Annotated in this window: 16 protein-coding genes; 10 read left to right on the forward strand and 6 right to left on the reverse strand. The window is 69.8% G+C overall.

Annotated elements, in window-relative coordinates:
* Positions 1-92: 92 nt before the first annotated feature.
* The 5 genes from iolB (at position 93) to ACUYTF_RS06255 (ending at position 6,230) form a co-directional block, all read left to right on the forward strand.
* Positions 93-1,013, forward strand: a complete 921-nt coding sequence (gene iolB / locus ACUYTF_RS06235; RefSeq protein WP_434141919.1) for a 5-deoxy-glucuronate isomerase — start codon at positions 93-95, stop codon at positions 1,011-1,013.
* 36 nt (positions 1,014-1,049) lie between these two features.
* A complete protein-coding gene (iolD, locus tag ACUYTF_RS06240; protein WP_434141918.1) occupies positions 1,050-2,975 on the forward strand; it encodes a 3D-(3,5/4)-trihydroxycyclohexane-1,2-dione acylhydrolase (decyclizing) in 1,926 nt (641 codons plus the stop codon).
* Positions 2,976-3,250: 275 nt separating this feature from the next.
* Positions 3,251-4,174, forward strand: a complete 924-nt coding sequence (locus tag ACUYTF_RS06245) for a TIM barrel protein (RefSeq protein ID WP_434141917.1) — start codon at positions 3,251-3,253, stop codon at positions 4,172-4,174.
* A gap of 72 nt (positions 4,175-4,246) precedes the next feature.
* Positions 4,247-5,263, forward strand: a complete 1,017-nt coding sequence (locus ACUYTF_RS06250) for a Gfo/Idh/MocA family oxidoreductase (RefSeq protein WP_434141916.1) — start codon at positions 4,247-4,249, stop codon at positions 5,261-5,263.
* A 94-nt stretch (positions 5,264-5,357) separates the two neighbouring features.
* Positions 5,358-6,230 carry a TIM barrel protein gene (locus tag ACUYTF_RS06255; RefSeq protein ID WP_434141915.1) on the forward strand — a complete coding sequence of 291 codons (873 nt, stop codon included), beginning with the start codon at positions 5,358-5,360 and terminating at the stop codon, positions 6,228-6,230.
* A 120-nt stretch (positions 6,231-6,350) separates the two neighbouring features.
* On the opposite strand, the gene ACUYTF_RS06260 is transcribed toward ACUYTF_RS06255, so the two are convergent.
* Both ACUYTF_RS06260 and ACUYTF_RS06265 read right to left on the reverse strand, forming a co-directional pair.
* Entirely contained in the window at positions 6,351-7,436 is a 1,086-nt protein-coding gene (locus ACUYTF_RS06260) for a transaldolase family protein (RefSeq protein WP_449279492.1), read from the reverse strand.
* Positions 7,437-7,610: 174 nt separating this feature from the next.
* Positions 7,611-8,426 (reverse strand): TSUP family transporter, encoded by an 816-nt coding sequence (locus ACUYTF_RS06265; protein ID WP_434141913.1) that lies wholly within the window; start codon positions 8,424-8,426, stop codon positions 7,611-7,613.
* A 122-nt stretch (positions 8,427-8,548) separates the two neighbouring features.
* Between ACUYTF_RS06265 and ACUYTF_RS06270 the strand changes: the two genes are divergently transcribed.
* A complete protein-coding gene (locus ACUYTF_RS06270) occupies positions 8,549-10,030 on the forward strand; it encodes a sugar porter family MFS transporter (protein ID WP_434141912.1) in 1,482 nt (493 codons plus the stop codon).
* A gap of 233 nt (positions 10,031-10,263) precedes the next feature.
* On the opposite strand, the gene ACUYTF_RS06275 is transcribed toward ACUYTF_RS06270, so the two are convergent.
* The gene (locus ACUYTF_RS06275; protein ID WP_434141911.1) at positions 10,264-11,313 is read right to left on the reverse strand and encodes a Gfo/Idh/MocA family oxidoreductase; all 1,050 of its coding nucleotides are present in this window, start codon (positions 11,311-11,313) and stop codon (positions 10,264-10,266) included.
* Positions 11,314-11,476: 163 nt separating this feature from the next.
* On the opposite strand from ACUYTF_RS06275, the gene ACUYTF_RS06280 reads away from it, so the two are divergent.
* Complete coding sequence (locus tag ACUYTF_RS06280) at positions 11,477-12,400, forward strand: TIM barrel protein (protein WP_434141910.1); 924 nt, start codon at positions 11,477-11,479, stop codon at positions 12,398-12,400.
* 158 nt (positions 12,401-12,558) lie between these two features.
* Here the strand turns inward: ACUYTF_RS06280 and ACUYTF_RS06285 are convergent, their stop codons facing one another.
* From ACUYTF_RS06285 to ACUYTF_RS06295, 3 genes are all read right to left on the reverse strand, one after another.
* A complete protein-coding gene (locus ACUYTF_RS06285; protein WP_434141909.1) occupies positions 12,559-13,578 on the reverse strand; it encodes a Gfo/Idh/MocA family oxidoreductase in 1,020 nt (339 codons plus the stop codon).
* Between the two features lie 88 nt (positions 13,579-13,666).
* Entirely contained in the window at positions 13,667-14,662 is a 996-nt protein-coding gene (locus ACUYTF_RS06290; protein WP_434141908.1) for a TIM barrel protein, read from the reverse strand.
* A 26-nt stretch (positions 14,663-14,688) separates the two neighbouring features.
* Positions 14,689-15,891 carry a Gfo/Idh/MocA family oxidoreductase gene (locus tag ACUYTF_RS06295; protein ID WP_434141907.1) on the reverse strand — a complete coding sequence of 401 codons (1,203 nt, stop codon included), beginning with the start codon at positions 15,889-15,891 and terminating at the stop codon, positions 14,689-14,691.
* 186 nt (positions 15,892-16,077) lie between these two features.
* Here ACUYTF_RS06295 and ACUYTF_RS06300 point away from each other — a divergent pair, with 186 nt between their 5' ends.
* From ACUYTF_RS06300 to ACUYTF_RS06310, 3 genes are all read left to right on the forward strand, one after another.
* Positions 16,078-17,115, forward strand: a complete 1,038-nt coding sequence (locus tag ACUYTF_RS06300) for a substrate-binding domain-containing protein (RefSeq protein WP_434141906.1) — start codon at positions 16,078-16,080, stop codon at positions 17,113-17,115.
* 363 nt (positions 17,116-17,478) lie between these two features.
* The gene (iolG, locus tag ACUYTF_RS06305) at positions 17,479-18,486 is read left to right on the forward strand and encodes an inositol 2-dehydrogenase (protein ID WP_434141905.1); all 1,008 of its coding nucleotides are present in this window, start codon (positions 17,479-17,481) and stop codon (positions 18,484-18,486) included.
* 78 nt (positions 18,487-18,564) lie between these two features.
* Positions 18,565-19,620, forward strand: coding sequence for a substrate-binding domain-containing protein (locus tag ACUYTF_RS06310; protein ID WP_434141904.1), 1,056 nt, complete (start codon positions 18,565-18,567; stop codon positions 19,618-19,620).
* The last annotated feature ends 213 nt before the right edge of the window (positions 19,621-19,833 follow it).

Raw genomic sequence — 19,833 nt, forward strand, 5'->3', positions numbered from 1 at the left:
CCGGTGCACGAATCGCTGCCTCCCGCAGCACCACCTCCTCCATTTCACTCCGCGAGCATGCTGCGCTCAGGGCGCGCACGAGAGGGCACGACATGACTGATCAGGCCGAACGCTGGTTCCACCGCCGCGGCGAACTCGCCGCCGAGGGCTGGGAGAGCGTCGTCGACGAACGCATCCCGGGCTGGGCGCACACCGGCATCCGCGTCGCCCGGCTGCAGCAGGGCGCCTCGATCGACCTCGAGGGTACGGGCATCGAACGGCTCGTCGTGCCGCTCACCGGCGCGTTCACCGTGGTGAGCACCGAGAACGGCGAGGCGACGACGACCGAGCTCAGGGGCCGTGCCTCCGTCTTCGACGGCCCCACCGACGTCATGTACCTCTCGGCGGCCGCGACCGGCACGGTTACCGCGCAGTCGCCCGGCGAGACCCGCTTCCTCATCGCCACCTCGCCCACCGACATCGTGCGCCCCAGCTGCTACATGCCCGTCGAGGACGTGCCCGTCGAGCTGCGCGGCGCCGGCGCCTCGAGCCGCCAGGTGCACAACTTCGGTCGCAAGGAGTCGCTCGACGCCGCCCGTTTCATCGTCGTCGAGGTCATCACCCCGGCCGAGAACTGGTCGTCGTACCCGCCCCACAAGCACGACGAGCACCTGCCGGGCCACGAGTCCGAGCTCGAGGAGATCTACTACTTCGAGGTCGCCCCGGTGAAGGACGCCCCCGCGGGCGTCAGCGAAGAGCACGCCTTCGGCATGTTCAGCACCTACTCGTCGCCCGCCGGCGCGATCGAGATCGACTCGCAGGTGAAGACCGGCGACATCGCCCTCGTGCCCTACGGCTACCACGGCCCCGCCGTCGCCGCCCCCGGCTACGACATGTACTACCTCAACGTGATGGCGGGCCCCGACCCCGAGCGCAGCTGGCTCATCAGCGACGACCCCGCCCACGGCTGGGTGCGCGACACCTGGGAGGGCCAGGAGCTCGACTCCCGCCTGCCCTTCACCGCCGCAGACTGACGGACACTTCCGAGAAATCCTCACAAGGAGCACAACATGACCACACGCCGCATGACGGTCAGCCAGGCCCTCATCGAGTTCCTGGCCAACCAGTGGACCGTCGACCGCGCCGCCGACGGCACCGAGATCCGCGAGCGCACCATCCCGGGCACCTTCGGCATCTTCGGCCACGGCAACGTCGCCGGCATCGGCCAGGCGCTCAAGCAGTTCAACGTGCAGAACCCCGAGCTGATGCCGTACCATCAGGCCCGCAACGAGCAGGCCATGGTGCACCAGGCCGTCGGCTACGCGCGCATGCACCGCCGCCGCGGCACCTACGCCTCGGCGGCCTCGGTCGGCCCCGGCGCCGCGAACATGCTGACCGGCGCGGCGCTCGCCACGACGAACCGCCTGCCGGCGCTGCTCCTGCCGAGCGACACCTTCGCGACCCGCGTCGCCGACCCCGTGCTGCAGCAGCTCGAGCAGCCGCACGACATCGGCCTCACCGTCAACGACGCGTTCCGCCCCGTCTCGAAGTTCTTCGACCGCGTGCAGCGCCCCGAGCAGCTCTTCTCGATCGCCCTCGCCGCGATGCGCGTGCTCACCGACCCCGCCGAGACCGGCGCCGTCACGATCTCGCTGCCGGAGGATGTGCAGGCCGAGGCGATGGACGTGCCCGTCGAGTTCCTGCAGCCGCGCGAGTGGCGCATCCGCCGCCCGCGCCCCGACCGCGACGCGTTCGCGCTCGCCGTCGAGGCCATCCGCTCGGCGAAGCGCCCCATGATCGTCGCCGGCGGCGGCGTGCTTTACTCGGACGCCGAGGAGCAGCTGCGCGAGCTCGTCGAGGCGACCGGCATCCCCGTCGGCACCTCGCAGGCCGGCGGCGGCGTACTCGCCTGGGACCACCCGCAGAACCTGGGCGGCGTCGGCGCGACCGGCACCCTCGCGGCGAACCGCCTCGCAGCCGAGGCCGACGTCATCATCGGCATCGGTACCCGCTACAGCGACTTCACCACCGCTTCGCGCACCGCGTTCCAGAACCCCGACGTGAAGTTCGTGAACATCAACGTCGCGTCGTTCGACGCCTACAAGCACGGCACGCAGATCCCGGTGATCGCCGACGCGCGCGAGGCCATCCTCGAGCTGATCGATGCGCTCGCGTCGCTGAAGGTCGACGCCGAGTACGCGGCCCGCATCGCCTCCGAGAAGGCGGAGTGGGATGCGCAGGTCGACTCGGCCTTCGCCCCGTCGGGCCTCGAGCTGCCCGGCCAGCCCGAGATCATCGGCGCGGTGCAGTCGTCGTCGGATCCGAAGGATGTCATCGTACAGGCTGCGGGTTCGCTGCCCGGCGACCTGCACAAGCTGTGGCGCGTGCGCGATGCGCTCGGCTACCACGTCGAGTACGCGTTCTCGTGCATGGGCTACGAGATCGCCGGCGGCCTCGGCGCGAAGCGCGGCCTGGCGGCTGCGGGCGACGACCGCGACGTCATCATCATGGTCGGCGACGGTTCGTACCTGATGCTCAACACCGAGCTCGTCACCGCGGTCGCCGAGGGCATCAAGGTCATCGTCGTGCTCATCCAGAACCACGGCTACGCCTCGATCGGCCACCTCTCCGAGACGGTCGGCTCCGAGCGCTTCGGCACCTGGTACCGCGAGTACGACGCCGAGGCGAAGAACTTCCAGGGCGACCAAGTGCTGCCCGTCGACCTCGCGATGAACGCCCGCAGCTACGGCATGGACGTCATCGAGGTCGAGCCCGGCGCCTCGTCGATCGACAATCTGAAGGCCGCCATGGCGACCGCGAAGGCATCGGAGCGCTCGACCTTCATCCACATCAACAGCGACCCGCTCATCTACGCGCCCGACGGCGCGGGCTGGTGGGATGTGCCCGTGCCGCAGGTCTCGGAGCTCGAGTCGACGCAGCGCGCACGCGCCGAGTACGAGGAGCAGCAGGCCGCGCAGAAGCCGCTGCTCGGCTGAGCCGAGGCGGCCTCTGGCCACTGCGCTTCGAGCCCCGTTCCGTCAGGGATCCGGTTCTGGTCAGACATGCTTCGCATGAAGCATTCGACCGGACCGGGACTCACGATGGAGCGGGGCTTTCGCGTTGCCCGTGCGCCCGGATGGGAATCTGCGCGGAGAAACACGGAAGTCCCACTTGAAATGCGGGTGCGGTGATCTAGAATTGGCATATTGTCATATCAAACACGGCACCGTGTCATGTCGGCTCGGCGACCGCACCCGAGGGAGGGCGCTCGATGAGCGAAGCGATTCAGAACCAGGGCCTGCGCATCGGCACGGCACCCGACTCGTGGGGCGTCTGGCACGCCGACGACCCGAAGCAGGTGCCGTGGGAGCGGTTCCTCGACGAGGTCGTCGAAGCCGGCTACACCTGGATCGAGCTCGGCCCCTACGGCTACCTGCCGACCGACCCGAACCAGCTGCAGGACGAGCTCGGCAAGCGGAACCTCAAGCTCTCGGCCGGCACCGTGTTCACCGGCTTCCACAAGGGCGAGGAGCAGTGGCAGCGCGCCTGGGACCAGGCGCTCGCCGTCGCGGGCCTCGCCTCGAAGCTCGGCGCGGAGCACCTCGTCGTGATCCCCGACCTGTGGCGCAGCGACGTCACCGGTGAGAATCTCGAGCCGCGCACCCTCACCGATGAGCAGTGGACGAAGCTCGCCGCCGGCCACGACCGCCTCGGCAAGGCCCTGCTCGAGGAGTTCGGCATGAAGCAGCAGTTCCACTCGCACGCAGACAGCCACATCGGCACCACCCGCGAGGTGCTGCGCTTCCTCGACGAGACCGACCAGCGCTACACGAACCTCTGCCTCGACACCGGCCACTTCGCCTACTACGGCGGCGACAACGTGAAGCTCATCGAGGAGCGCCCCGAGCGCATCGGCTACCTGCACCTCAAGCAGGTCGACCCGACCCTGCTCTTCGACGTGCTCAAGAACGACACCTCGTTCGTCGACGCCGTCGCCGAAGGCATCATGATCGAGCCGCCGCACGGCATCCCCGACCTCGCGCCAGTCATCGAAGCCGTCGCGAAGATCGACCCCGAGATCTTCGCGATCGTCGAGCAGGACATGTACGGCTGCGACGTCGACCGCCCCTTCCCGATCGCCCAGCGCACCCGCGAGCACATCTTCGGCTGCACCCACATGGCGCGCATCGCCTAGAACGCATCGATCGGCGCCCCGCGATCACCGAGCCCGGCGCCAACGAACCAGCATCTCCTGAGAGGACCAACAATGACTGAAGATCTCCGCGTCGCCGTCGTCGGCGCCGGCATGATGGGCGCCGACCACATCAAGCGCATCACCCACCGCATCGCAGGCGCCCGCGTCTCCGCCATCGTCGAGCCCGATGCGGGCCGCGCCGAGGCCGCCGCCGCGAACGCCCCCGGCGCCGCCGCCTTCACCAGCATCGAAGACGCGATCGCGGCCGGCGCCATGGACGCCGTGCTCATCGCGACCCCCGGCCAGTTCCACGCCCCCGTGCTGAAGCCGGCGCTCGACGCGAAGCTCCCCATCCTCTGCGAGAAGCCCCTCACCCAGGATTCGGCGTCCTCAGAGGAGATCCTCGAGCTCGAGCAGCAGCTCGATCGTCCGCACATCCAGCTCGGTTTCATGCGCCGCTTCGACGCCGAGTACCAGCAGCTGCGAAAGCTCGTCGAGTCGGGCGACAACGGAGAACTGCTCATGGTGCGCGCCCTGCACCGCAACCCGTCGGTGCCCGACACCTACACGAACAACATGCTCATCACCGACTCGGTGGTGCACGAGTTCGATGTCGTGCCGTGGCTCGCGGGCTCGCCCGTGAAGAGCGTCGAGGTGAAGCACCCGCGCCGCAACTCGCTCGCCCCCGAGCGCCTCAAGGAGCCGATCCTCGTGATCATGGAGCTCGAGAACGGTGTGCTCGTCGACGTCGAGATGAACGTCAGCGTGCGCTTCGGCTACCAGGTCGCGACAGAGGCAGTGTTCGAGTCGGGCATCGCCCGCATCGGCCAGCCGGGCGGCATGCAGCACTGGGAGAACGGCCAGTTCAAGATCAAGGAGCACGAGAGCTTCGTCACCCGCTTCGCCGACGCCTACGACGCGCAGATCCAGCGCTGGGTCGACGCCGTGCGCCGTGGCGACCTCATCGACGGCCCGAACGCGTGGGACGGCTACCTCGTCGCACTGTCGTGCGAGGCCGGCGTCCAGGCGCTGAACGAGGGCGGCATCGTCACGGTCGAGGCGCCCGAGCGCCCCGCCTTCTACGCCTGACCCGAAATCCCCGCCGGAGGCCGGGCGATCCCTGCAATATCGACAGGGACCGCCCGGCCCGCGCGCATCACCACCCCGCAGCAAAGGAGCACCCATGGTCCGCATCGCGCTCGACCCGACGCCGTACAACAGCACCCATCACCTGCTCGACTTCCCCGACCTCGTCGCGAGGCTCGGGTACGAGTACCTGCAGCTGACGCCGAACCCCGACTTCGGTCGCCACTTCCACCACCCCAAGGTCGATTCGGCCATGCTCGCGCAGCTGAAGAAGCGCGCGAAGGATGCGGGCGTGACGATCACCTCCGTGCTGCCGGTGCAGCGCCTCGGCGGGCCCGAACCGCACCAGGTCAAGGCCGCGATCCGCAACACGACCCGCTACATCGAGATCGCCGCCGAGCTCGAGGCCCCCATTCTCAACACCGAGTTCTCGGGCCGCCCCGAGCGCGAGGAGGACTCAGAGAACGCGTTCTACGACGCCATGGAGGCGCTCATCCCGGTGCTCGAGCGCGAGGGCGTCACGATGAACATCGACCCGCACCCCGATGACTTCGTCGAAGACGGCCTCGAGGGCTGGCGCATCATCCGCGGCCTGAACAGCGACCGCGTCGGCTTCGTCTACGTCGCCTCGCACACCTTCCACTACGGCGACCGCGCGACCTCGCTCATCCCCGAGATCGGCGACCGCCTCGGCGCCGTCTACACGGCCGACACCTTCGACCACAACCGTTCGAACGGGCTGCGCTACATCACCAACCCGCCCGGCAATGCCGTGCGGGTGCACCAGCACCTCAACATCGGCGACGGCGACGTCGACTGGGCCGAGCTCTTCGGCACGCTTCGCGCGTCGGGGTACCTCGACCGCGAGGACGCCCTCATCGTGTCGAACGTCTTCGCCGAGGACGAGCATGCCGATGAGTCGTCGCGATATCAGCTCGCGAAGATCAAGGAGCTGATCGCGGGGGCATGAGCGCGATCGCCTGAGCGCGCTGTGTCGCTCGGCGGACCCGGTACGCACGAGAGCGGCGGCCGATCCCTGAGGATCGACCGCCGCTTCTGCGTGCGCGCTGTGGGGCGCGCGGGCCGGGACTTACGCGCCGGGCAGGATAGCGTCGCGCACGAGCGCGTCGAGCTGGGCGTCGGCGTCGAGGAACTGGCGCAGCGTGTTGCGCGTCGCACCGAAGTCGAGGAACTCGTCGATGCTCATTCCGTCGGGCTCGTAGGCGCGGCGGAACTCGCTGAGCTCCATGAGCTCGGCCATGACGTCGGCGTCGACCGGAACATCGATGCGGTTCTCGGCCGGGACGTTGTTCTCGTTGATGCGCACCTGCCAGTCGAAGGGGGGCGAGACGACGAGATCGCCGCCCACGAGCTCCGACCAGTGCAGGAAGCTGCGGAAGGCGGCCGAGAGGATGCGGCTGCGGTAGCCGCGCTCGGTGAAGATCTGGTGCGCGCGCTTGAGCGCCGCGACGCCGGCCCAGTCGAGTGCGCCGGGGGTCGTGAGGATGCGCTCCGCGCCGGCCCACTTCTTCAGCCAGTCGTCGAGGCGGCCGCCCATGATGGTGACGACGTGACCGAACTCCTGCTCGGGCAGGCCCTCGGCGGCACGGCGGTCGAGCGCGCGCTCGAGCGCCTCGCCGACGGCGACGGCCTGGGGCACGGTGAAGCTGCAGGTCGCGTTGATGCTGACGCCGCGGTAGGCAGCCTCTTCCATCGCGGCGATGCCGGTTGCGGTCGCGGGGATCTTCACGATGATGTTCGGGGCGAGCTGCGAGAACTCGACGGCCTGCGCGACGAGCGCATCGGCGTCGCGGTAGAGGCGGGGGTCGGTCTGGATCGAGAGGCGGCCGTTGCGCCCACCGGTCTCCTCGAAGATCGGCAGCAGCAGCTTCGCCGCATCGATCGAGAGCTCGCGCACGGCCTCCCAGCCGAGCTCGGATTCGCCCCAGGTCGGGTGCTCGGCAGCGAGCTCGCGCAGGCGCGGGCCCCAGATCTCGGGGTACTTGTTGATCGCGGTGAAAGCGATGACGGGGTTGCAGGTCGCGCCCACAGCGCCGAAGCCGATGGAGGCCTGGAGCTCGTTCGGGTCGGCGGAGTCGTTCCAGAGCGACGTCGGAGTCTCGGCGGCCGCGCGGGCGAGCGGTGCCGTCGGGTTCGGGGAATCGGCAGTGGTCACGCGGGTACCTCCATGAGTCGCGGGCAGGCGAGCTTTACCTAATGTCCTATCAAATATACCTGCGGTTCAGAATTGGGGCCACTACTTGTTCGCAGGGCCGGTCGCACACGGCGGGAGCGCGGGTACGGCACGGATGCGGGGCGGTCGCGGGGCGAGGCGATCCCTGACGAAAGCTCAGAACAGCAGGTAGGTGGCGCCGATGATGGTGAAGCCGATCACGGCCCAGTCGAAGAGGTGCTGGGGGATGCGCCGTGCGGTCCACATGCCGGCGATCGCGCCGACCACGATGCCGGGGATGAGGCAGAGGGCGAGCAGGAGCGTCTCACCGGTGATGAGGCCGAGGCCGATCGATACCGGGAGTTTGACGATGTTGATGACGGCGAAGAACCACGCGGCCGTGCCGAGGAACGCCTTGACGGGGAAGCGCGCGGCGAGGAAGTACATCGACATGACCGGGCCGCCGGCGTTCGCGACCATCGTCGTGAAACCGCCGAGCGAGCCGTAGGCCGCGCGAGTGAAACGGGAAGATCGGTGCGAGGCGTCGTCGGCGGCGGTCGCCGGGTCGCCGCTGCCCGTGCGGCCCTTACGGGCGAGTGCGGCCGCCCGCCCGCGCTGCCACAGCGTGAGCGCGATGACCACGAGCAGGATCACGCCGATGAAGCGCCGCACCCAGGCGTCGCTCGCGAAGGCGAGGAACAGCGCACCGGCGCCGACGCCGACGACCACCGCCGGAATCAGCCTGATCAGGGTTTTCCAGTCGGCATGGCGTCGGTAGATCGTGATCGCGAAGATGTCGCCGACGATGAGCAGGAGGAGCAGTGCGCCGGTCGATGCCTTCGCGGGGAGCAGGGCCGCGAAGATCGCGATCGAGATCGTGTTGATACCGGGGAGCGCGGTCTTCGAGAGCCCGACGAGCATGGCCGCGACCGCGAGCAGCACCCACGCCGCAGTAGGGAAATCAGGGAACGCAAGTGACGTCGCAAATGGCACGGGGCAACTCTACGCGGCCACACGTAGTTCCGGCATTATTTGTCCAAATGTAACTACATTGTTAGGATCGCGGGAGCGTCGCAAAGACGGCGGCGCCAACGGATTACGAAGGAGCCCACACAATGGCCTCGTCAGCAACCGAACCGAGTAGACCGGCACTGCCGCCGCTCACTCAAGGCCCGCACAGCAAGCGCCTCGGAATGATCGCCCTCGTGGCGACCTTCGGCGGTCTGCTCTTCGGCTACGACACCGGTGTCGCGAACGGCGCGGAGCGCCCGCTGCAGGCCGAGATGGGCTTCGACGCGCTGCAGATCGGCGTCGTCATCAGCTCGCTGGTCTTCGCCGCCGCATTCGGTGCGATGATCTGCGGCCGTATCTCCGACAAGATCGGCCGCCGCCCGACCATCATCCTCCTGTCGACGATGTTCTTCCTCGGCACCCTGCTCGTCGTCACCTCGCCCGGCGGCCCCGAGCACGGCACCCACACCACCTTCGGGTTCTCGATGCTCATCGCGGGCCGCATCATGCTCGGCCTCGCGGTCGGCGGCGCCTCCGCCGTCGTGCCCGTCTACCTCGCCGAGCTCGCCCCCTTCGAGATCCGCGGTTCGCTCTCGGGCCGCAACGAGCTCATGATCGTCGTCGGCCAGCTCGCCGCCTTCGTCGTGAACGCCGTCATCGCCGCGATCTGGGGCCACCACGACGGCGTCTGGCGCATCATGTTCGCCGTCTGCGCGATTCCCGCGATCTTCCTCTTCTTCGGCATGCTGCGCATGCCCGAGTCGCCGCGCTGGCTGACCGAGAAGGGCCGCTACGACGAGGCCCTCGCCGTGCTCAAGACCGTGCGCTCCGATGACCGCGCCGTCGCCGAGTTCGCCGAGGTCGAGCAGATCACCGTCGAAGAGGGCCGCGCCGACCACCGCGAGATCGGCTTCAAGGCGATCCTCAAGAACAAGCACCTCTTCGCCATTCTGCTGGTCGCCTGCGGCCTCGGCATCGCGCAGCAGTTCACGGGCGTCAACGCCATCATGTACTACGGCCAGCGCATGCTCGCCGAGTCGGGCTTCACCGAAGACATGATCGGCTGGGTCAACATCGCCCCCGGCGTCATCGCCGTCATCGGCGGCATCATCGCCCTGAGCCTGATGGACCGCGTCAACCGTCGCACCAACTTCCTCTGGGGCTACGGCATGACCGCGATCTCGCACATCATGATCGCCATCGCCATGCTCCTCATCTTCCCCGAGCCGAGCCTCGCCCGCGGCTGGGTGTTCCTCGTGCTCATCGTCATCATGATCGGCTCGATCCAGCTGTTCCTGAACCTCGCGACCTGGGTCTACCTCTCCGAGATTTTCCCGCTGCACATGCGCGGCGTCGGCATGGGTGTCGCGGTCTTCGTGCTCTGGATCGCGAACGGCGTGCTCGCCACCTTCGTGCCGTCGATCGTCGGCGCCGTCGGCATGGGGCTCTTCGCGATCTTTGCGGTCGTGAACATCGTCTCGTTCTTCTTCGTGCTGAAGTTCGTGCCCGAGACCCGCGGGCGCACGCTCGAGGAGCTCGAGGAGGACGTCACCACCGGCGCGATCCGCCTCTCGGCGCAGAAGTAGTTCGCGCCCGGGCCGCGCGTTCGTGTACGCGCCCCGGAAAGCACCTCGGCCCCCGTCTCCCGCTTCGCGCGGGGTGCGGGGGCCGAGGCGTGTCCAGGACCGGTGCGCGGCTGCCCGTGCCCGTGCCCCTGTTGGTGGAAGGTGCCCTTATGCGCGCGCGGTGCTGCTATGCGCAGTGCGTAACGGCACCGCTCGTGCGCAAGGGCACCGGTGATGGGCGGCGCGGGTGAAAGCTACGCGCCAGGGATCGCCGCTTCGATCTCGTCGAGCACGCGCAACGAGGCGATGCTGTCGGCCGGGGTCAGCAGCTCCGACTGCGTGAGACCCGCGTCGATCGCCCGCGCGACTGCAGCGGCCTCGTAGCAAAGCCCGGCGGTCTGCGACTGCGGCTCGAAGCTGCGCGTCACGCTCTCGGAGCCGTCGGCGGCCGTGAGGGTGAGCTCGCTCGGCGCGTAGAACGGCGAGCCCACCGCGAGGGTCGCGCGCGAGCCGGCGATGAACGCCGCCGTGGGCGTGCGGGTCTCGAGCGTGGTGTAGAGCTGCGCGCTGCCCGTCGGGTACTCGAGCGCAAAGGCGGCGTCGGCGACCACGCCGGTGAAGGCGCGGCGGCCGGTCGCGGTCACCGAGCACGGGGCTCCGCCGAAGACGAACGACGAGAACGCGGTGAGGTAGACGCCGAGGTCGAGCGGCGAGCCGCCGCCGAGCGCCGGGTCGAAGAGCCGCCCCGCGGGGTCGGGAGCGAAGTATTCGCCGAGGTCGGCGCGCAGGTGGCGCACTTCGCCGAGCGCCCCTGTCTCGAGCAGCTGCCTGATCGAGTCGGCGACGGGCAGAAAGCGCGGCCACATCGCCTCCATCGCGAAGAGGCCGGCATCCTGGGCGGCGCGCGCGATCTCTTCGGCTTCGGCGGCGTTCATCGCGAGCGGCTTCTCGACGAGCACGTGCTTGCCGGCGTTCAGCGCGGCCAGCGCTCCCTCGCGGTGGAAGACGTGGGGCGTCGCGACGTACACGACGTCGATGCCGGGGGAGGCGAGCATGGCCTCGGTGCTGCCGTAGGCGCGGTCGATACCGTGCTTGTCGGCGAAGGTACGAGCGCGGGCCTCGTCGCGCGACGCGATCGCGGCGACCCGCTGCGTCGAGTGCCGGGTGAGCGAGCTCACGAACTGCTCGGCGATGCGGCCCGGCCCGATGACGCCCCAGTTCAGCACCGGCGCCGTCTCGGGCGCGGGCGTGCGCGGGTCGGGAATGCGCAGTGCATCGGCGGTCGTGGGCGCTGCTGCGGTCATGGGGCTCCTTCTCGGGCGCGTGCGGCACCTCGACAGGGATCGCCGAGCGTGTGGATCCCTGTCGGGAATCGCGGCGGCGACGAGTTCGGTGCTCCCTCTTGCATCCAGGTTAGAGCGCTCTAAACTGGAGTGTCAACACACCTCGCGCAGAAGGAGCGGATCCATGCACATCGGCGTTCTGACGGACAGCCTGGCCGAACTCGGCCTTGACGCGGCGCTGGCGCACTCGCGCGACGTCGGTGCCACGACCGTCGAGTTCGGCGCGGGCACCTGGTCGCCCAAGCCGCACATCGACGCACCCGCACTGCTCGCTTCGCCTGCCGCGCAGGGCGAGCTGCTGCGCAAGGTCGAAGACCACGGGCTCGCGATCTCGGCGATCAACGCGAGCGGCAATCAGCTGCACCCGACCGAGGCAGGCGCCGACGGCATGACTCGCGACGCCGTGCGCCTCGCGGGCGAGCTCGGCCTCGACACCGTCGTGCTCATGTCGGGGCTCCCGGCCGGAACCCCGGGCGACCGTATGCCGAACTGGATCACCACCTCGTGGCCGCCCGAGACGACGCAGATGCTCGAGCACCAGTGGAACGACATCGCCCTGCCGTACTGGGCGGAGTTCGCCGACTTCGCGCGCGCCCAGGGCGTCACAAAGCTCGCCGTCGAGATGCACGCCAACCAGCTCGTCTACAACGTGCCCTCGGCACTGCGGCTGCGCGAGGCGGTCGGCGACATCGTCGGCGTGAACTTCGACCCGAGCCACCTCTTCTGGATGGGCGCCGACCCGCTCGCCGCGATCGCCGAACTCGGCGGCGCGATCCAGCACGTGCACGCGAAAGACACCCGCATCGAGGAGTCGGTCGCCGTGCGCAGCCGCCTCGAGGGGCTCACGGTGCACCACCCGGCTGAGCGCTCCTGGAACTACGTGACCGTCGGGCGGGGCCACGATGCAGCCTACTGGCGCTCGTTCGTCGCGGCGCTGCGCGCGGCCGGCTACGACGGCGCGCTCTCGATCGAGCACGAGGACGTCGCGGTCGGCGGCGCCGACGGCGTGGCCGAGGCGGCCGCGGTGCTGCGCGAAGCGCTGGCGTAGGGGCGCCGGCGGCGGCTCGGGTCGCCGGCAGTGCTCCACCGGCGACAAGGGGGCGCGAATTGGGGTGACTCCCGCGAAAACACCCCAATTCGCGACCCCTTGTCGCGCGCGCCGATCCCGAGAAACAGCGGCGGAAGAGGGATCGGGCCGAATCCGGCCTAGAGCTCGACCGAGCAGCCGAGTTCGTCGCTCTCGCGCGCCGCATCGAGAATGGCGACCGTGTGCAGGGCCTCCGCGAGGCGCACGGGCGGCTCCTCGCCCGCGGCGAGTGCGGCGTGCAGGCCGCGGTAGTAGTCGGTGTAGTCGCCCGCGACCGGCGCGATGCGGCGCGACCCCGCGGCCGTCGCGAGGGTGCCCCAGCGCTCCTCGGCCTCGACGCCCCAGTCTTCGGCGGTGTTCGGGCGCAGCCCCGCGAAGGTCTGGTCGACCTGCACATCGTGCATGCGCGACGCGTACGATCCCTCGCTGCCGTAGACGATCATGCCGCGTTCGTCGCGCAGGCCGAGCCGGCTCGACGACACCTGGCTGAAGGCGCCCGACTCGTGATGCAGCGCGATCGAGAAGCCGCAGTCGACGCGGCCGCCCGGCACGTCGAGCCAGTCGAGGTGCGCATCGACCCGTGCGACCGGCCCGAACAGCTGCGTCGCCTGGTCGACGACGTGCGCGCCGAGGTCGCGCAGCAGGCCGCCGCCGACGGCGATCTCGCGCGACGCGGGGTCTGCCTGGTCGAGCACGAAGTCGGCGCGCATCGGCGTGCCGATCTCTCCCGAGGCGACCACTGCGCGCAGCGTCAGGAAGTCGGTGTCCTGCCGCCGGTTGTGGAAGACGGTGAGGCAGGTGCCCGCGGCAGCGGCGGCGTCGACGAGCTCCTGCGCGGTCGCGAGATCCGGTGCGAAGGGCTTATCGGCGACGACGTGCACGCCGCGTTCGAGAGCGCGCAGCACGAGCTCGCGGCGGGTGCTCGGCGGGGTCGTGATCACGACGGCGTCGACGCCCGCATCGATCAGATCGTCGAGCGAATCGAAGGCTCGAAGCCCCGGCACGTCGGCCGCGAGCTCGGCGCGGCGCCCGGCCGACCGTGTCACGACGCCGACGATCTCCCACTCGGGCGCCGCCTGGATGAACGGCAGGTGGAAGATGCGCCCTCCGGCGCCGTAGCCGACGAGTCCGATACGCATGAGCTCTCCTGAGGGGTCGATCCGGTGATATGAGTTCGAGTATTCGACAGGGATCAGTGACGCGGCGTCATGATCCCTGTCGACCACACTAGAGCGCCGCGTTCGCCTCGCGCAGCACCTGCGATGCCACCTCGAGGCCCTCGATGCGGCCGAGCGACACGTCCTCGTGCTCGATGTTGACCCACATCCCGGGGTCGATGTCGCGCAGGGCGCTCAGGAACTCGGTCCAGAACGCGGTGTCGTGGCCGCGGCCGAGCGCCACGAAATCCCATGCCGACTGCTTCGGCCACTCGTTGGCCCACTCGTCGCCGCCGAGGTTCGTGCGGGGCTCGTCGGCCGAGAGGCGGCGGAACGAGTTATCGAGCACGCCGTTGAGCTGCGCGAATTCGGGGTTCACGCGCACATCCTTCGCGGCGGCGTGGAAGACGAGCTCGCCGAGGTGGCGCACGACGGCGACGGGATCCATCTGCTGCCAGAACAGGTGCGAGGCGTCGAGCTCGACGCCGACATGGGTGGCGCCGGTGAGCTCGATGAGCTTGTGCACGTCGGCCGAGTTGAACACGAGGTTCTGCGGGTGCAGCTCGAGCGCGACCTTCACGCCGTGGTCGGCGGCGAAGCGGTCGATCTCGCGCCAGAAGCTCGCCGCGATGTCCCACTGGTAGTCGAGCACGTCGAGCGCGGCCGAGTTCCAGGCGTTCACGACCCAGTTGGCGACGGTCGCGCCGGGCTCGCCACCGGGCAGGCCCGACATGGTGACGACGCGATCCTGCCCGAGTCGGGCCGCCAGCTCGATCGAACGGCGCACGTCTGCGGCGTGCGCGTCGCCGATGAGCGCCTTCGGGTGCAGCGGGTTGCCGTTGCAGTTGAGGCCCGCGATCGAGACGCCGGTGCCCTCGAAGAGGCCGAGGTACTCGTCGCGGGCAGTGTCGGAGGCGAGGATGTCGTCGCGGTTCGGGATGTGCACGGGGGCGAGGAAGCCGCCCGAGTTGATCTCGATGCCGGTGAGGCCGAGGCGCTGCACGACCTCGATCGCCTCGGGCAGGCTGCGGTCGTGCAGAATCGCGTTGTAGACGCCGAGCTTCATGTCCAGTTCTCCCTAGTTCTCAGTTCTCAGTTCTCGACCGCGACGGTCGCCCCGCCTCGGGCTGCCGACTCGGCGACCGCTGCGAGGAACTCCATGTTGTGCACGCCGTCGGCGAAGGTCTTGCAGCGCGGCAGCGATGCTTCGACAGGGATCCCTGCCACTTCTTCGAGGAACGCGCGCGCCTGGTGCACGAAGAGGTCGTTCTGGCCGACGCCGACGCCCGGCGCATCCATCGCCCAACCGCCCGCGTAGTGCGGGTGCGCGGGGCCGAGCGAGACCGTGCGGTAGCCGGCGACGTCGTCGCTCCCCTCGCCGTCCTCGTGCAGCATGACCTCGATCTCGCCGGGCACGCGCTGGCTCCAGCGGGCGGCGCCCTTCGAGCCGAACACCTCGAGGTACAGGTCGTTCGGGTGGCCGGCGGCGACGCGCGACACCTCGAGGGTGCCGACGCAGCGCTCGAACTCGGCGTTGAACGTCGCGTAGTCGTCGTTCTCGACCGGGGCGAGCTCGTCGCTGACATTGCCGCGGGTGTGGCCGACGATGGCGCCGAGGGGCTTCGGGCGTTCGGCGATCGAGGTGTGGAAGCGGCCGCCCGAGACCGAGCGCACGTCGCCGCAGAGGTGCTCGGCGATGTACGAGAGGTGGCTGCCGACGTCGCCGAGCGCGCCCGAACCGGCCGGGCCCTGGTAGCGCCAGCTCATGGGGGCGTCGGGGCGGCAGCCGTAGTCGGTCCAGTAGCGGCCCGAGAAGTGCAGGATCTCGCCGAGGCGGCCGTCGTCGATGAGTCGACGCATGAACGCGATGCCGGGTGCGCGCAGGTAGCTGTAGCCGATGCGCGCGATCGTGCCGTTCGCTTCGGCGGCGCTCGCCGCGTCGGCCATGGCGCGGGCATCGTCGATGGTGTCGCTGAGGGGCTTCTCGCAGAGCACGTGCTTGCCTGCGGCGAGCAGCGCCTCGACGATCTCGCGGTGCAGGAAGTTGGCGACGACGACGCTCACGACCTGGATCGAGTCGTCGGCGACGATGGCGCGCCAGTCGGCGTCGTGGCGCTCGAAGCCGTAGCGGGCGGCGGCCTCGCGGCCGAGCTCCTCGTTGATGTCGGCGATCGAGACGAGACGGATTTCGGGGAGCGTCGGCTTGTAGACGGACGCGGCTGCGCGGTAGGCGGCGGCGTGCGCCTTGCCTGCCATGCCGGCTCCGATGACGGCGACGCCTAAGTGTGCGGCCATGGTGATCCTTTCGGGGGAATTCGGGTGCTTCGGATGCGGTGGTGCTGCCGGTGCGACGCGATGATGCGGCGGTGTCGTTCGCCTTGCTGTGACTGCGTTGGAGCGCTCCATTGAGTTTACGGTAACCTTGACCTCGACCGGTTGTCAATGCGAAACACCGCAGCGAATTCTGAGAGCGAGGGAACGATGCGAAAGACGCCCACGATCTACGACGTCGCCGAGCGCGCGGGCGTCTCGAAATCGCTCGTGTCGCTGGTGCTGCGCGGCTCCCCGAAGGTGAGCGACGAGAAGCGCGAGGCGGTGCTCGCCGCGGTCGACGAGCTGAACTACACGCCGAGCCGCCTCGCCGCCGGGCTCGCGGGCACGCGCACCCGCAGCGTCGGCGTGGTGATCGACGACTTCGAGAACCTCTGGTTCGCGAACGCGCTCGCGGGCCTGCGCTCGGCGCTCGCCGCCGACGGCTACAGCCTGAGCGTCGCCGACGCGGCGCTCAACGCGCATCTCGGGTTCGACCCGCTCGAGGCGTTCCGCGCCCTGCGCGTCGACGGCGTGGTGCTCGCGGGCGAGGCTTCGGCCGACGCGGTGGCGCGCCTGACGGTGCCCGCGGTGGTGCTCGGTACGCGAGCGATCGAGGTGCCGCACGCGCCGGTCATCGCGAGCGATGAGGAGCACGGCGGTCGGCTCGCGGCCGCGCATTTCGCCGAGCTCGGGCACCGCGAGATCGTCTGCGTCTCGGCTCCCGGGGCGAGCGCCGCTGCGCGCGAGGCCGGCTATCTCGTCGAGATGCGCGATCGCGGGCTCGCGCCCCGGGTCGTGCGGGCCGATCAGACGAGCGAGGCGGCGGCACGCGCCGCGGCGGCCGTGCTGTTCGACGAGGCCGCGGTGCCCGGTGCGGCACCCGCACCGACGGCCGTGTTCGCGGTCAACGACCCGATGGCGGTCGGGGTGATCGGCGCGGCCAGGGATCGCGGGCTCACCGTGCCCCGCGACCTCTCGGTCGTCGGCTACGACGATTCGCCGCTCGCCGCCTACGAACTGATCTCGCTGACGACGGTGAGCGGCGATGTGCGCGAACTCGGCGAGGCCGCCGGGCGGCGGCTGACGGATCTGATCGGCTCGCGGCCGGGGGCCGATGCCGTGCGCGCGTCGAGCGCTCAGCAGCTGTTCGAGCCGCGGCTCGTGGTGCGCGGCTCGACGGCGGCGGTTGCGGCCGACCGCGGCTGAACTCGCCGACCTCGGTCGAGTTCGCCGACATCTGTCGAGTCCTCCGGTCTCGTCAGAGCACTCCGGTTCCCGCGCATCACGAATCCATGTCGTGGAGCCGAATGAACCACCGGTGCCGCGCGGGTGGGCCATATGGCTCCACGGCTCGGTCGTGTGCGGGCGTCGAGCGTTCGACGGGCGAGGAATGTCGCCCGGAGCGATTCTGGGAAGTGTGCGTGGAGATCCCTGGAGAGAAAAGACCGTGTTTCGCCACTGTTCGGACCGGTCCAATCCTCTTATACTGAACGCGGCAGAATGTCTGCACATACCAGGCGCTGAACTCCGCGCCGCGCTCACCGCAGAGAAGAATTCAGAGGACCCGCCATGACGCAGCAGCCCATCCGCTTCGGCCTGATCGGAACCGGCCGCATCGGCCAGGTCCACGCCGCCAGCATCGCAGCGTCGCCCGACGCAACGCTCGCGTGGGTCGCCGACCCCTTCATCTCGGGCGCGCACAACGTGGTCGAGCGCTTCGGCGGCACTGCGACCGATTCGCCCGAGGAGCTCATCGCTTCGGGCGAGATCGACGCCGTGCTGATCGCCTCCCCGACCCCGACCCATGTCGACCTCATCGAGGCGTCGGTCAAGGCCGGCCTGCCGGTGCTCTGCGAGAAGCCGATCGACCTCGACATCGCGCGTGTCGACGCGCTGCGCCCCCTCGTGCAGTCGAGCGGCGTGCCGGTCGCGCTCGGCTTCAACCGCCGCTTCGACCCCGCCTTCGCCGAGGCCCGCGCCCGCGTCGCGGCCGGCGAGGTCGGCGCGCTCGAGCAGCTCGTCATCATCAGCCGCGACCCCGCGGCGCCCCCGGCCGACTACGTGAAGGTCTCGGGCGGCATCTTCCGCGATATGACCATCCACGACTTCGACATGGCGCGCTTCTTCGTCGACGATATCGTCTCGGTCAGCGCGACCGGCACGCAGACCTTCGATGCCGGCGCGCGCGAGCACGGCGACTACGACACCGCGGTCACCACGTTGCGCGCCGCGTCGGGCGCCATCGTCACCATCGTGAACTCGCGCCACAGCTCGGCGGGCTACGACCAGCGCATCGAGGCGTTCGGCGGCCAGGGCATGCTGCAGGTCTCGAACGAACCGTCGACGCTCGTGAGCTTCTCGGGCGCCTCCGCGGTCGAGGCGAAGCGCCCGTACCCCGAATTCTTCCTCGAGCGCTACGCCCGCGCGTACTCCGACGAGCTCGCCGAGTTCGTGAAGCTCGCTCGCGGCGAGGCCTCGACGAGCCCGACTTTCGAAGACGGCCGTGCAGCGCTCGTGCTCGCCGATGCCGCGCAGCGCTCGGCGACCGAGGGCGTCGTCGTCGCGGTCGAGTTCTAGTATCCGGCCTGCGGCCGCACGGCGGCGCGTCGTCGGCCGCACGCGCAAGGGGCTTCGGCCCCGTGCCACAATGAGGGGGTGGCGGCGAAAGCGGTAGACGACGGGCGTGCTGACGGACGTCGCGGCCCGCGGCGCCCGACGATGCAGGACGTCGCCGACCGGGTCGGTCTCTCGCGGCCGCTCGTGTCGATCGTGCTGCGCGGCGCCCCGGGGGCGTCGGATGAGTCGCGCGAGCGCGTGCTGGCTGCGGCGCGCGAGATCGGGTACTACCCCGACGACTCCGCGCGAATGCTGCGACTGCGGCGCAGTCGGCGGCTCGGCGTGCTGTTCACTATGCGCCAGCCGTTCGAGGCCGACCTCGTCGACGCGCTCTACGCCGAGGCCGAACGGCGCGGCTACACGCTCGCGCTGAGCCATATGGGCCCAGGCAGGCCGCAGCGCACAGCGCTCGACGAGCTGATGGGGCAGCGCATCGAAGCCCTGATCGTGCTCGCGGCCGAAGACGAAGCCGGCACCGTGACGCAGCTGCCCGACGCCATTCCCGCGGTGATGCTCGGCGGCCCGCGTTCGAACGGCGACGAGCACGACGATGTGCGCGTCGAGAACGAGGCGGGCATCGCTCTCGCGGTCTCGCACCTGACCGGTCTCGGGCACCGGGATATCGTCTACGTCGGGCCGGCCGAAGGCCCGAACGCCGTCGAACGGCTGACGGGCTATACCGCCGCGATGGCAGAGGCCGGGCTGGCGAGCCACATCGACGTCGTCGAGAGCGGGTACACCGAGGTCGGCGGGAGCCGCGCGGCTCAGGCGCTGCTCGCGCGGCGGGTGCGGCCGACGGCGCTCATCTGCGCGAACGACCGCTGCGCGTCCGGGGTGACGAGTATGCTGATCCGCGCGGGCGTCGCGGTGCCCGAGGGGATGTCGGTCGTGGGGTTCGACGACAGCAGCGCAGCGCGCCTCCCGTACCTGGATCTGACGAGCGTACGCCCCGACCCGGCACGTATGGCGGCGCTCGCCATCGACGCGGCCGAAGCGCGGATCGAGTGCCCCGAAAGCAGCGCCGGCCCCGTCCATCACCGCGTGCCGGTGACGCTCGCCGTGCGCAGCAGCACGGGGCCGGCGCCCGCGAACTGACCGCCCGGTCATCTCGAACTGACCGTCCCGTGGCTCTCGTCGAGGTCGCGCCCGCGGCCTGCATGGGGGTGGTTCGCGGCCGGTTTCGGCGTGTCGCGAATCCACTACTAGCACGTTCTAGTTTTCGCTGCTATCGTCGCTCTCGAACACGGCGAGACCTGCTTTACGGCATGCGGAGTCCGTGATGCATCGCTACGAACCAGGAGACTCGCC

The sequence above is a fragment of the Leucobacter sp. GX0328 genome (genome assembly GCF_053567315.1).